Below are 12,989 nucleotides of genomic sequence, written 5' to 3'. Positions count from 1 at the left end.
TACTTGAGGGCTTTCCGCCCTCAAGCTCACACTCGCTACTGCATAATCTGATTTTTTAATGTGGTTTCGGCGCGTTTTAAAACGTCATCAACAGAATCGCCTTTCAGTAATGCAGGTATTTCAGCAGCAATGGCGTTATCGACTTCCTGGGTATACATACCGTAGGAAACCTGTGGAATTTCAGTCACCCATTTAGAGAAATCAGCGAACACAGGTTGCCCGCCAAAGAACGGATCCTTTACTGCATAAGCAGGGCCGGAAGTAGCGGGAAGGAAGGTCGCAAGCGCACCGCGATCAACTAAAAGGGTTTGATACATATTGCTATCTGCCGCAAAGGTTTTCTGCAAAAATTCAATCGCCTGTTTCGTATTTTTGCCACCTTTTAAGACATACCAGCTCGATCCCCCCTGATTAGAGGCATGTACCGCTTTATCGAGGTTCAGCCGTGGGATCGGCGCAACACGCCATTTTCCTTTCTGATCTTCGGCACTTTTAATGGAGCCAATTACCCACACGCCGGAAACTACACTCGCCGATTTTCCGGCATTAAAACTCCCGACGAAACTCGACCAACCAGAAATAGGACGTGCAATTTTCGCGTCATTAATCGCTTTAATCGTTTTTAATGTTTCTTTCAGTGCATTGTTTTTGGTGAGATTGAGCTGGCCTTGATTATCGAAGAACCATTCTCCACCGGACTGCATCATAATATGAGGGAGAACCACATCATTCATATCGTAGGTCAGCATATCAACACCGGCTTTCGCTTTTACCTGCTTACCGATTTCAATATATTTATCCCAGGTAATGTTCACCATATCACTCTCTTTATATCCGGCAGCCTCCAGATAATCGAGTCGATAGAACATTCCCGCCACGCCGGAATCAAAAGGAACGCCGTATACCTTATCCCCTACCGTCATCACTTTCGTTTTATAAGGGGCAAACTGGCTATAGTCGATAGCATCCTGTAATGGGATAAACGAATCAGGATAAGCCTGAAGATATTTCTGCGCATTATAATCTTCAATAAGCACAATATCAGGAAGCGAGTTTTTAACCCCTGAAGCCAACATGGTATTTAATTTCTGCTCAATATCTTCTTTACCTGAATCGATCACTTTCAGACTAAAACTTGGATCGGCTTTTTTATATATCGACGATGCCTCATGCATTGCCGCAACATTGAAATTAGGATCCCAGGCCCACACGGTGACTTCAGCAGCCAGGCAGTGACTCGATAAGCCCAGCGTGAGGAATGAAACTGCAAATAGGGTAGATACTTTATTCTTGATCTTCATCAGAGCAGTCCTTCTTTACTTTTTGTAAAGAGAGAATATGAGTTACTGCATAATGAAGCAACGAGTTACACCGCTTACATTCTTTCATCCGGTGATACGGGTCACACAACAGGGAGAAAAATGACTAAATATTCGATCTAAATACAAAAAATTTAGGAAAAATTTCCTCCAATAAAGTCCATGCCGGCCCATAAAAATGATAAAAACAAAGACAAAAACAATCACATCCCATTGAGAATAAAACAAAAAATAACAATATAAAAACGTTACTCAGCTCGTATTAACCATAATCACGCCTTCACCATGTAATTACGCAAAAATGAAAGCGTTACCACACAAAATCAAGCGGCACATGGGATACCCGTGTGCCGCAAAACATGTCTATGCCTTGGCAAACCAGCCGCGGATGATTGCGTGCTGTAGCAGCATAATGGTCTTACCGTCTTTAATCCGGCCATCGTTCATCATCGCAACGGCTTCGCTGAACGGTAGCTCCAGCACCTCGATATCTTCATCGTCCACACCGCCGCCCTCATTATCCCGCAGCGACTCATCGTATTCAGCGGCGAAAAAGTGCACGCGTTCCGTCACGCTGCCCGGCGACATGTAGGCATAGAACAGCTTTTCCACATTGCCGATCGCATAGCCGGTTTCTTCGATTGCTTCGTTACGGATACATTCTTCGGGCGAATGGTCGTCCAGCAAACCCGCACAGGTTTCCAGCAGCATGCCGCTTTCGTTACCGTTGACGTAGGTGGGAATGCGGAATTGTCGTGTCAGAATCACCGTGCCTTTCGCCCGGTTGTACAGCAGAATCGTCGCGCCATCACCACGGTCGTAAACTTCACGAACCTGACGAACAACGCCGCCATTATTTCTTTTTAAATCAAAAGTATATTTATTCAGAATGTACCAGTTATCGGATAGCAGCTTCTTTTCGACGATATCAATGGGAGACGACATGCAAACACCTCAGCGATCGATGTGGAGGGAAGGCTCGTTTATATACAACGCGAATTCATCATATCCCCTTTTAACCGCAGCATAAACGGGTTGCAGGCACTGTCTCCCGGACGCCAGTGCCTTACCACAATCTATTCTCTCTGCGTCATCAACCTACTCATTACTATTCACTTTCATTTGATAAGAAAACGGGCAGGATAACGGCATACTCTCTCGACCCTGAGCCATCGAATGACGGAACGTCCTCGCCTTATCGCCCTATCGGATACGCTGACGCTTGCCCTTTTCGGGACGATCGTGCTGGCATTAGGAATGGGGCTGGGGCGCTTCTTGTATACGCCGATGCTGCCCGTGATGCTGGAAGAAGGCCGTTTCACCTTCGGCCAGCTTTCCTATATTGCCAGCGCAAACTACGCAGGTTATCTGTTCGGCAGTCTGTTTTTCTCTTTCAACCGTCGCGCCTCAACCAATCAACCGGTGTTCCTGCTGTTTATCGCCGCAGCCACAACGGGCGTTTTGCTCTTCACTATGGCTCTGACCACCGATACGACGCTGGTCATGATCGTTCGTTTCCTCGCTGGGATCGCCAGCGCGGCGATGATGATCTTCGGCTCTTTGACTATTTTGCACCACACGAGGCACGTTCGCGTTATCGCTTCGCTCTATGCCGGGGTTGGCGTAGGAATCGTGTTAGGCAATGAATACATCATCATCGGACAGCATTACGCCCTCACCGCCGAGCTATTGTGGTGGGGTGCGGCGCTGATCGCCGCGCTGCTTCTACTCGCCTTACTCATCCTTTCACCGCATAAATCAACCGTAGTGCAGCAACACATGATCAATGTCGATGAACCACCGCACCTTGGCTGGCGGCGGCTTGCACTGCTGTACGGCCTCGCAGGGTTTGGGTATATCATCATCGCCACCTATCTACCGCTGATAGTGACGTCGCTCGGCATTCCGCATTTATCCCTGCATTTATGGTCGCTGGTTGGATTGGCAGTTATTCCCGGCTGTTTTTTCTGGCTATGGGCCGCCAACCGCTGGGGAACCTTGCCCTGCCTGACGGCAAACCTGCTGATTCAGGGAAGCTGCGTCCTGTTGACGCTATTCAGCCACTCACCCGTGGCATTGATATTCAGCTGTCTCGGCTTTGGTGCTACTTTTATGGGAACCACCTCGCTGGTGATGCCATTAGCCAAGCGGCTACGCGCGCCACACGGCATCAACCTGCTTGGGCTGGTGACGCTCACTTACGGCATAGGTCAGATTCTTGGCCCACTGCTCACAAGCGCCCTGACGAATACCAACGCTGTCGCGCCAGCGATCCTGTGTAGCGCAGCAGCACTTTTCATCGCGGCAGGGCTCTGCTTCCCCTACCGTCGACCATTACCCTAATCCCGGAGAATCTATGCCGTACGTCAACATCAAAATCACCAATGAAGGCGTCACCGCTGAACAAAAACGTCAGTTGATTGAGGGCGTCACCCAGTTGCTAGTCGACGTGCTAAATAAGAACCCGAAAACCACCGTGGTCGTGATTGATGAAGTTGAAACGGACAACTGGGGAATCGGCGGCGTGCCGGTGACGGAGTTGAGGAAGGCCAGTAAGTAAGAAGGCTAGTGATAAAGAGTGAAACGGTGCCACCTGGGTGGCACCAGACTTATATCCCCAACATCGTATCAATCAGCAGATACATATTCAGGGAAACCACCAGCACCACAATGAGTTGGCCGATGCGCTGTACCCATTTTCCGTTCACCATCGTTCCCATTAATTCACGGTTACCGGTGAAGGACAGCAAGGGAACCAGCGCCAACGCAATCCCGAAGCTCAGCACCACCTGACTCAACACCAGCACGCGCGTCGGATCCATACCGGACAGAATCACGATAAACGACGGCAGCATTGTCACCGTGCGGCGTACCCAGAGTGGAATATGAAAGCGCACGAATCCTTGCATCACCACCTGCCCCGCCAGCGTACCAACGACAGTAGAAGACAGACCCGCCGCCACCAGACTCAGACCGAAAATGACCGCGGCGGCTTTACCCAGCAGCGGCTCCAGCGTGAGGTAGGCTTTATCCAGATCGGCAATATCCTGATTGCCGCTGAAATGGAACGCCGCCGCAGCCGTTGCCATCATCGCCAAATTGACGAATCCTGCGATGGTCATCGCAATCGCGACATCGACTTTCGTTGCCGAATAACGCTCGGCACGGGTGTGGTTGCCCTCATGCTGCGTCAGGGAAGAGTGCAGGTAAATCACATGCGGCATAATGGTCGCCCCCAACACACCCGCAGCCAGTAACACGGCATCAGAGGTCGGCAGACTCGGGATTGCCATGCCTTTGGCTAACGCGGACAGCTCAGGCTGAGAGAAGACCAATTCGACAATATACGCCGCCGCCACAAACAGCAGCAGGCCGCCAATGACCATCTCCAGCGGCTTCTGACCGCGCTGTTGCAGCATAAGAATCAGGAAGGTGGCAATGGCAGTGAGGATCGCGCCTTCCAGCAGCGACACGCCCAATAGCAGCTTGAAACCAATCGCCGCACCGATAAACTCGGCCAGATCGGTCGCCATCGCAATAATTTCGGCCTGCACCCAATACGCCCAAACGGCCGGACGCGGAAAGCGATCGCGAATATGTTCCGCCAGGTTCTTACCCGTTGCGATCCCCAATTTGGCGGACAGCAGTTGGATCAGCATCGCCATCAGGTTCGCCCACACCACCACCCACAGCAGCGTATAGCCATAGGCCGCGCCAGACTGGATATTAGTGGCAAAGTTACCCGGATCGATGTAACCAATCGCCGCGATAAACGCCGGGCCCATCAGAGAAAGTTTGACCTTCCTTGATGTGCGGCTTGTTGACTCAATAACACGGCTACCCGGCATAGTATGACCCTTCTAACACTGTTGTTTTATTACTCTCACAAAAACGATAATGATTATCAAGTGCATTTAGAGTGGTAATACCAATTCTTTTGATAGCTAATGATGATGAGTCATTCAAAACCTAAAAAACATCTTTTTTATCAAACAAATCTTAACAAGATATAAACAAAAAACCCCATGCGGTGGGCACGGGGTTCGGAATAAAGCTACGTTGTAAATAGGGTGCGTGTATCAGTCTTGTGCTTTTGATACTGCAACCATAGCTGGACGCAGCAAACGGCCGTTCAGCGTATAGCCTTTTTGCATGACCATCATGACGTGGTTCGGCTGGTGATCGGCCGAAGGTAACATCGTCATCGCCTGATGCACTTCTGGGTTAAACGGTACACCCACATCACCCACAACCTCGATGCCAAATTTACGCACGGCATCCAGCAACGATTTCAGCGTCAGTTCAACACCTTCAATCATTGCAGCCAGTGATTCATTGGCCTTGTCCGCCGTATCCAGCGCACGTTCCAGATTGTCGATAACTGGCAGCATTTCGCTGGCAAATTTTTCTACCGCAAATTTATGCGCTTTCTCAACATCCATTTCCGCACGGCGGCGAATGTTATCGGCTTCAGCACGGACGCGAAGCATATTGTCACGTTCACGCTGTTGCAGTTCGCTCAACTGGGTTTCCAGTTCGGCGATGCGCGCATCACGCGGGTCAGCTACGTCTGCCGTCTCTGGCGCGGCATCCGCTTGCTGCCCTTTTGCTGCTTCCTTTTGATCCAGGACTTGCTCGTCAGGCGTTTTCTGTTCTTTACTACTCATGAAATTCTCCGCGGTTTAGCATTAATCTCGCTAGTTGCTTATTATGGGGATCAAAATCGGGGATTCAAGGGAACCAGTCACATATTGGTTCCCGCCGCTGCCGATACACCACGCTGAGGACAAAAACAGCAATGAACACACCGCTTACAATGAACAGGCCGTTTAATTGTATTGGCATTGTCGGCCATCCGCGCCACCCAACGGCGCTGGCAACGCATGAGATGCTTTACCACTGGCTCACCGACAAGGGTTACTCGGTTCTGATCGAGCAACAGATCGCCCGTGAACTGAATCTGAAAGATGCACCGACCGGTAGCCTTGCCGACATCGGCCAGCAGGCGGATTTGGCGGTTGTCGTCGGCGGTGACGGCAATATGCTAGGCGCAGCGCGTGTGCTGTCGCGCTATGACATCAAGGTGATCGGCGTAAACCGTGGCAACCTCGGTTTTCTGACCGATCTCGATCCTGACCATGCGCAGCAACAGCTTTCTGACGTACTTGACGGCCATTACCTGAGCGAGCAGCGCTTCATGCTGGAAGCGCACGTTTGCCGCGTAAACCAGCCCGACAGCATCAGTACCGCCATTAACGAAGTGGTGCTTCACCCCGGAAAAGTCGCACATATGATTGAATTTGAAGTCTATATTGACGACAAATTCGCCTTTTCTCAGCGTTCAGACGGCCTGATTATCACCACGCCCACAGGCTCAACCGCGTATTCCCTTTCCGCTGGCGGCCCAATCCTGACGCCGTCTCTGGATGCCATTGCGCTGGTGCCCATGTTCCCACACACGCTGTCTGCCCGCCCGCTGGTCATCAACAGCAGCAGTACGATTCGGCTGAAATTTTCCTGCATTACCAACGATCTGGAGATCAGCTGTGACAGCCAGATTGCGCTGCCAGTGCAAGAGGGTGAAGAAGTACTGATTCGCCGCAGCGAACATTACCTGAATCTGATCCATCCTAAAAATTATAGCTATTTCAATACACTAAGTTCAAAACTCGGCTGGTCAAAAAAATTATTCTAAAATTGTACCCAGCTACTTTACTGTATATAAAACCAGTTTATACTGTATGTAATCACAGGTGATTACATACAGAGGTTTATCATGCTGGCGCAACTCACTATCAGTAACTTCGCTATCGTGCGCGAATTAGAAATCGATTTTCAGTCAGGGATGAGCGTGATCACCGGGGAAACCGGTGCAGGGAAATCGATTGCGATTGATGCCCTCGGTTTATGTCTGGGAAATCGTTCTGACGCCAGCATGGTCAGGCCGGGCGCTGCCCGCGCCGACATTTGCGCCCGCTTTGCGCTGGCGGATACGCCGACGGCACGTCAGTGGCTGGAAGAAAACCAGTTGGATGACAGCAACGAGTGCCTGCTACGCCGCGTCATTAGTGCTGATGGTCGTTCACGCGGTTTTATTAACGGCACCGCCGTGCCGCTGTCTCAACTGCGTGAACTCGGCCAGCACCTGATTCAGGTACATGGCCAGCATGCCCATCAGCTACTGCTGCGCCCCGACCATCAAAAACACCTGCTGGATGCCTATGCCGATGAACCGAAACTGCTGGTTGCGATGCAGCAGGTTTGGCATCAGTGGCACCAAAGTTGCCGCGCGCTGGCGCAGTTGCAACAGGCGGCTATTGAGCGCGAAGCTCGCCGGGAACTGCTGCAATACCAATTAAAAGAGCTGAATGAATTCTCCCCACAGCCCGGCGAATATGAACAGATTGACGTTGAATATAAACGTCTGGCGAATAGCGGCCAGCTACTGACGATGAGCCAACAGGCTATGCAACTGCTGAGTGAAGACGAAGAGCAGAACATCATCAGTATGCTGCACAGCGTAAAACATCAGCTTGGCGAACTCATCAGTATGGATGACAAGCTGTCCGGCGTGCTGTCCATGCTCGAAGAAGCCGGTATTCAACTTAGCGAAGCCAGCGATGAACTGCGCCACTACAGCGAACAAATGGATCTCGACCCGATTCGGCTGTATGAACTGGAACAGCGTCTGTCGCGCCAGCTCGCGCTGTCACGCAAACACCATGTTGCTCCAGAAGCGCTCCCAGCGTTCCATCAGCAGCTACTGGAAGAACAGCAACAGTTGGAGCAGCAGGAAAGCGACCACGACGCGCTCAGCGCCTCCGTTGGCGAATATCATCAGCAGGCGTTGCACCTTGCAGAACAGTTGCACGTGCGCCGCCAGCACCACGCCAGCGAACTGGCTCAGCTCATCACCACCAATATGCGTGAGCTGGCAATGCCGCACGGCCACTTCACCATTGATGTGAAATTTACGCCAGACAGCCTGACGGCCACCGGTGCCGACAGTATCGAATTCCGCGTGACCACCAACCCCGGCCAGCCGCATCAGACGCTGGCGAAAGTGGCTTCGGGCGGTGAGCTATCGCGTATCGCACTGATTATTCAGGTGATCACCGCACAGAAAATGGACACGCCAGCGATGATCTTCGATGAGGTCGATGTGGGTATTAGCGGGCCAACCGCCGCCATCGTCGGCAGAATGCTGCGCCAGCTCGGCGAATCTACGCAGGTGATGTGCGTAACGCACCTGCCGCAGGTCGCGGGCTGCGGTCATCAGCATTTCTTCGTGAGCAAACGAACGGACGGTGCAGAAACAGAAACCCTGATGCAGCCGTTAGATAAGCGTGCACGGCTACAAGAACTGGCACGCCTCCTTGGCGGCAGCGCCGTAACCAAAAACACGCTGGCGAATGCCAAAGAATTGCTGGCGGCCTAAAATCTACCGCCGACAGGGCAAGAAAGGTGCATCACAGGTAAAAAAGCTCAACTTTTTTACCTTCCTGAGGTCATACAATCGCCTTGCAGGTTTCCAAGTCCTGCAAGGTCTATTATCATCGGCAACCTATGCCCTTAAGGAATGTAATCACTATGCGCTGTAAAACGCTGACTGTCGTCGCCGCGGTGGTTGTTATGCTGACTGCCGGTTGTTCCACACTGGAAAAGGTGGTCTATCGGCCGGACATCAATCAGGGAAACTATCTGGCACCGGCTGACGTTGCGAAAATTCACACCGGCATGACCAAACAACAGGTCGCTTATACGCTGGGTACTCCTATGATGCAGGATCCGTTTGGCAGCGATACCTGGTTTTACGTCTTCCGCCAGCAACCTGGTCATGAGTCAGTAAAACAGCAGACGCTGACGCTGACCTTCAGCGGCAGTGGCGTGTTAACCAACATCAATAACAAACCTGCGTTGGATTAATGCTTTCAATGCCGTTCTGCTGAACCAGGATGAACGCTCCTGGCAGCCCGAAACGGTACGTTAAGACGAAGCCCACAATAGGCGGAGTACTTGAAGGAAGCCAACGCACACGCGGCTTGATGTCTAGCGGGTATAACAGCAGGCAAATCTGAACACTTCAGGTTTGCCTGTGTTTTTTTGTAAGGGCATTAAGGTAAGGACGTTCAGGAAAACGCCATGTGCCGTTTAGCAGCATTATTCAGGATTTGCTCTTAGAACGTTCTGCGCGCTGACGGCGCAGCTCTTTCGGATCGGCAATCAGCGGACGATAAATTTCCACACGGTCACCATCCTGAACAACGTCGGCCAGCTTCGCCGCGCGACTGTAAATACCGACTTTATTCACCTGCAAATCGATATCATGGCGCAGCTCCAGCAGGCCCGATGCCACAATCGCCTGTTCAACCGTACTGCCCTCTTCCAGCTTCACCGTGCGTAAATACTGACGTTCCGGCAACGCGTAGACGACATCAACCTGCATTGCGGACACTGTAGACCTCTTTTGCTCGCTGCGTGAAAGCCTGCACCATATTTCCGGCCAGTTCCTTGAATACTTTGCCAAAAGCGAGTTCAATCAAGGCATTGGTGAATTCAAATTCCAGATGCAGCTCGACTTTACAGGCATCAGCACTCAGCGGCGTAAAATGCCAGTCACCACCCAACTGACGGAACGGGCCATCAACCAACTGCATATTGATATTCTGGTTGTGCGTCAGCGTATTACGGGTGGTAAAAGTCTTGCTGATACCGGCTTTGGAAACGTCGACTGCGGCGGTCATCTCCCCTTCTGAGGAGGAGAGCACGCGGCTCCCCGTACAGCCCGGTAAAAACGCGGAGTAGGAAGCGACATCATTCACCAGCTTGTACATCTGTTCAGCGCTGAACGGCACCAGTGCGGAACGACTTATCTTTGGCATACTATTTTCCGTGATTCATAAAACGCGCAAAATAATAGCATTGATAGCCCGACAGACAAAAATTCTGCGAAGCTTATCGCACGATATCATTAACCACGACACGGACGCACGGCGGGGATTTCATTCCCAATGACATCCAGTATAATGACGGCACTATGACAAAGAAAAAAGCATACAAACCCGGTTCCGCCACCATTGCGCAGAACAAACGCGCCCGTCACGAATACTTCATTGAGGAAGAATTTGAGGCAGGCCTTGCGCTGCAAGGATGGGAAGTCAAATCACTGCGCGCAGGCAAAGCAAACCTCAGCGACAGCTATGTCACCTTCATGAATGGTGAAGCTTACCTGTTTGGCGCAACGATCACGCCGCTGAACGTGGCTTCATCACACGTTGTGTGCGATCCCATACGCACGCGCAAACTCCTGCTCAACAAACGCGAGCTGGATTCACTGTTTGGTCGAGTCAGTCGCGATGGCTATACGGTCGTTGCGCTGTCCATGTATTGGAAAAATGCCTGGAGCAAAGTCAAAATTGGCGTGGCGAAAGGTAAAAAAGATCACGACAAGCGTGATGACATCAAAGAACGTGAATGGAAGTTAGACAAAGCCCGTATCATGAAGAACGCCAATCGCTAAGCCACTGGCTTAACAACGGTAAGTTCTGGTATACTGGCGACAGTTTCTTGGGGGCTGATTCTGGATTCGACGGGATTTGCAAAGCCCAAGGTGCATGCCGAGGGGCGGTTTGCCTCGTAAAAAGCCGCAAAAAAATAGTCGCAAACGACGAAACCTACGCTTTAGCAGCTTAATAACCTGCTTTTAGCCCTCTCTCCCTAGCCTCCGCTCTTAGGACGGGGATCAAGAGAGGTCAAACCCAAAAGAGATCGTGTGGATACCTTGCCTGGGGTTGAAGCACTAAATCTAATCAGGCTAGTTTGTTAGTGGCGTGTCTATTCGCAGCTGGCAAGCGAATGTAAAGATAGACTAAGCATGTAGTACCGACGGTAGAGTGGTTCCGGACGGGGGTTCAAATCCCCCCAGCTCCACCAATTTAGACATCGGGTATTACCAGATAAGTCCGATGAAGTACGAAAAGCCCGCACGGCACAAGCCCTGCGGGCTTTTTTGTATCCGTAATAGTCCAACGATATCCGGTGGTTATTGCCTACGTTTAGGTATACGCAAACTGAGCATACAGGCTAATTTTTGGCTGAAGACGAATCAGACGCCGACTGGCTGCCCAAATGTGAGTCGGCGATGTAGACACCAGAAACGACAAAACCGGCTCCAGCCGGTTTTTACGTCCAAACACTTCAATAATTAGATGCCTCTAATCGTATAACCATTTCCCTGCTTTAGCTGACTCAATAATCATCCCGACAGTGAGCGGTTTTAACGCTTTCGATATTGGTTTCTTTTGCCAGATTGGATACTCATATTCAAAATAATTTCTTCCATCAAAGTTTGAATGCTCAATATTAAAATGTCCGAATACATCAAGAAGGAAATCGTGAGCATCCTCTGGTAGAAACTGATAATCATCCTGTAACGTCCAGTCTTTAGTGACTTGTCTAATTCCGGATTTAAACCAATTTTTCCTAATCGGGTAACGTTCCATGAGATATTGAATAATCTCATTTTCGATATCTCTTTTGTTCATCAGAAATACGTCCATTCAATGCGGTCTTCTGGCCTAGCGATCAGGTTATACTGTCGACGGGTGTCCCTTGCTACCGATTGCATTATAGCAATCAATTGGACGTAGCCTATTCATGGAATATAACGACCAACAAAAGAGGCAATTTTATTCGTTGGAACCATCTTCAATGTCGCAAGATTTTTTCCCATAGGCGTAAGTGGCCTTAGCCCATAAGGGAAACGTAAATCTCTGAGCAATGCTCGTGATACTTTGGAAGCAACACTCGTTCCGGGTGTTGCTGTGGCGGCAGATAGTTTTCCTGACACCTTTAGATAAGGTTGCCCTTAGAGGATCAGCGCCGCCGCTGTAATTTCTAAACCGGTACGAGAAGAAAAATTTTCAAGAAAGATCAGGCTAAATAACTCTCCGGCAGTTAAATTCCCATGTCGTGATAGTAATACGTGCTATTAAGTTCCTCGGTAGTATCCATTAAACCTCCCTGTTTTTAATGTATTTTCAATATTATTTTATTTGGTGTCACATTTATACCGTGATGTTACTGCCTTTTTGGTTAAGCGCTAAATTCAGTATCAAATATCATACTTAAAAGGGGCTGATTATGTCCGTACAACCTATCCTTGCAAATGCAGTGTGAGTATCAGCGACTTTAAAAAGTCCCCTAATGCCGCGCTTAAAGAAGCTAACGGCGAGCCTGTAGCCGTGCTAACCAATGGCCATATCTCTGGCTAATATGTTTCTCCTGAAACATGGGAAGCGCTGGCCGACTATCAGGAAGATATCGAACTCGCCAAAATTGCCCGTTCCCGGATGAAGGGGAAACGTGTGAAGGTCGATCTGGATGAGTTATAAGCTGGAGTTTGAAGGGCACGCACTGAAAGAATTTAAGAAGCTGGGCGCGCCCGTGCGGGAGCAGTTCACCAAAAAGTTGAAAGAGGTTTTACAACATCCCCACGTTCCCGCCAATCGTCTTCACGGAATGGCTGACTGCTACAAGAAGTTTATAAAGCAGCCAAAGACCGACTATAAGCGCGGACAGTTTTCAACTCGCGGCTATTTTGTTGTGCAACCTATCTATCAAGGTGATGAGTAACTCGTCACCTATTCACCGACTCATCACCCATTAATT

General features: G+C 50.2%; 14 protein-coding genes, 1 other RNA gene and 2 pseudogenes. 9 read left to right on the top strand and 8 right to left on the bottom strand.

What is annotated here, in order from left to right; genetic code table 11:
• Positions 1–35 precede the first annotated feature (35 nt).
• On the bottom strand, positions 36–1,301 hold the full coding sequence (locus BUB06_RS07030) for an ABC transporter substrate-binding protein (RefSeq protein ID WP_039470942.1): 1,266 nt from the start codon (positions 1,299–1,301) through the stop codon (positions 36–38).
• Between the two features lie 381 nt (positions 1,302–1,682).
• A complete protein-coding gene (gene nudK / locus BUB06_RS07025) occupies positions 1,683–2,264 on the bottom strand; it encodes a GDP-mannose pyrophosphatase NudK (protein WP_010302025.1) in 582 nt (193 codons plus the stop codon).
• Between the two features lie 231 nt (positions 2,265–2,495).
• Between nudK and BUB06_RS07020 the strand changes: the two genes are divergently transcribed.
• On the top strand, positions 2,496–3,662 hold the full coding sequence (locus tag BUB06_RS07020; RefSeq protein ID WP_010302022.1) for an MFS transporter: 1,167 nt from the start codon (positions 2,496–2,498) through the stop codon (positions 3,660–3,662).
• Between the two features lie 13 nt (positions 3,663–3,675).
• Positions 3,676–3,879: a 2-hydroxymuconate tautomerase family protein gene (locus BUB06_RS07015; protein WP_010282462.1), complete on the top strand. Its 204-nt coding sequence runs from the start codon at positions 3,676–3,678 to the stop codon at positions 3,877–3,879.
• A gap of 49 nt (positions 3,880–3,928) precedes the next feature.
• Here BUB06_RS07015 and BUB06_RS07010 read toward each other — a convergent pair whose 3' ends face one another.
• Together BUB06_RS07010 and grpE are read right to left on the bottom strand one after the other, a co-directional pair.
• On the bottom strand, positions 3,929–5,167 hold the full coding sequence (locus BUB06_RS07010) for an Nramp family divalent metal transporter (protein WP_029368458.1): 1,239 nt from the start codon (positions 5,165–5,167) through the stop codon (positions 3,929–3,931).
• A 231-nt stretch (positions 5,168–5,398) separates the two neighbouring features.
• Positions 5,399–5,986 carry a nucleotide exchange factor GrpE gene (gene grpE / locus BUB06_RS07005; RefSeq protein WP_039470939.1) on the bottom strand — a complete coding sequence of 196 codons (588 nt, stop codon included), beginning with the start codon at positions 5,984–5,986 and terminating at the stop codon, positions 5,399–5,401.
• A gap of 149 nt (positions 5,987–6,135) precedes the next feature.
• On the opposite strand from grpE, the gene nadK reads away from it, so the two are divergent.
• From nadK to bamE, 3 genes are all read left to right on the top strand, one after another.
• Positions 6,136–7,014: an NAD(+) kinase gene (gene nadK, locus BUB06_RS07000; protein ID WP_010302009.1), complete on the top strand. Its 879-nt coding sequence runs from the start codon at positions 6,136–6,138 to the stop codon at positions 7,012–7,014.
• An 81-nt stretch (positions 7,015–7,095) separates the two neighbouring features.
• A complete protein-coding gene (gene recN / locus BUB06_RS06995) occupies positions 7,096–8,757 on the top strand; it encodes a DNA repair protein RecN (RefSeq protein ID WP_039470937.1) in 1,662 nt (553 codons plus the stop codon).
• A 152-nt stretch (positions 8,758–8,909) separates the two neighbouring features.
• Entirely contained in the window at positions 8,910–9,245 is a 336-nt protein-coding gene (bamE, locus tag BUB06_RS06990; RefSeq protein ID WP_011092444.1) for an outer membrane protein assembly factor BamE, read from the top strand.
• 238 nt (positions 9,246–9,483) lie between these two features.
• On the opposite strand, the gene BUB06_RS06985 is transcribed toward bamE, so the two are convergent.
• The gene (locus BUB06_RS06985) at positions 9,484–9,765 is read right to left on the bottom strand and encodes an RnfH family protein (protein ID WP_207189301.1); all 282 of its coding nucleotides are present in this window, start codon (positions 9,763–9,765) and stop codon (positions 9,484–9,486) included.
• Positions 9,755–10,201, bottom strand: coding sequence for a type II toxin-antitoxin system RatA family toxin (locus BUB06_RS06980; protein WP_010282427.1), 447 nt, complete (start codon positions 10,199–10,201; stop codon positions 9,755–9,757). Before BUB06_RS06980 ends, BUB06_RS06985 begins: the two co-directional genes overlap by 11 nt.
• Positions 10,202–10,356: 155 nt before the next feature.
• On the opposite strand from BUB06_RS06980, the gene smpB reads away from it, so the two are divergent.
• Together smpB and ssrA are read left to right on the top strand one after the other, a co-directional pair.
• Complete coding sequence (gene smpB / locus BUB06_RS06975) at positions 10,357–10,839, top strand: SsrA-binding protein SmpB (RefSeq protein WP_010282425.1); 483 nt, start codon at positions 10,357–10,359, stop codon at positions 10,837–10,839.
• Positions 10,840–10,889: 50 nt separating this feature from the next.
• Positions 10,890–11,252, top strand: a transfer-messenger RNA (tmRNA) gene (gene ssrA / locus BUB06_RS06970).
• 281 nt (positions 11,253–11,533) lie between these two features.
• Here the strand turns inward: ssrA and BUB06_RS06965 are convergent.
• Together BUB06_RS06965 and BUB06_RS22245 are read right to left on the bottom strand one after the other, a co-directional pair.
• A complete protein-coding gene (locus BUB06_RS06965) occupies positions 11,534–11,878 on the bottom strand; it encodes a DUF1493 family protein (RefSeq protein WP_039470933.1) in 345 nt (114 codons plus the stop codon).
• Positions 11,863–12,332, bottom strand: a pseudogene (locus BUB06_RS22245) (STM2901 family protein). Before BUB06_RS22245 ends, BUB06_RS06965 begins: the two are co-directional and overlap by 16 nt.
• 129 nt (positions 12,333–12,461) lie before the next feature.
• Between BUB06_RS22245 and BUB06_RS22395 the strand changes: the two are divergent.
• Together BUB06_RS22395 and BUB06_RS22240 are read left to right on the top strand one after the other, a co-directional pair.
• Positions 12,462–12,712: pseudogene (locus BUB06_RS22395) on the top strand (type II toxin-antitoxin system Phd/YefM family antitoxin).
• Complete coding sequence (locus tag BUB06_RS22240) at positions 12,702–12,953, top strand: type II toxin-antitoxin system RelE family toxin (RefSeq protein ID WP_228286751.1); 252 nt, start codon at positions 12,702–12,704, stop codon at positions 12,951–12,953. Before BUB06_RS22395 ends, BUB06_RS22240 begins: the two are co-directional and overlap by 11 nt.
• Positions 12,954–12,989 lie beyond the last annotated feature (36 nt).

Origin of the sequence: Pectobacterium carotovorum, assembly GCF_900129615.1 — a bacterium.
GTDB classification, from domain to species: Bacteria; Pseudomonadota; Gammaproteobacteria; order Enterobacterales; family Enterobacteriaceae; genus Pectobacterium; species Pectobacterium carotovorum.
The sequence above is the reverse complement of the archived record's forward strand: the minus strand, read 5'-3'. Positions and strand labels throughout refer to the sequence as shown.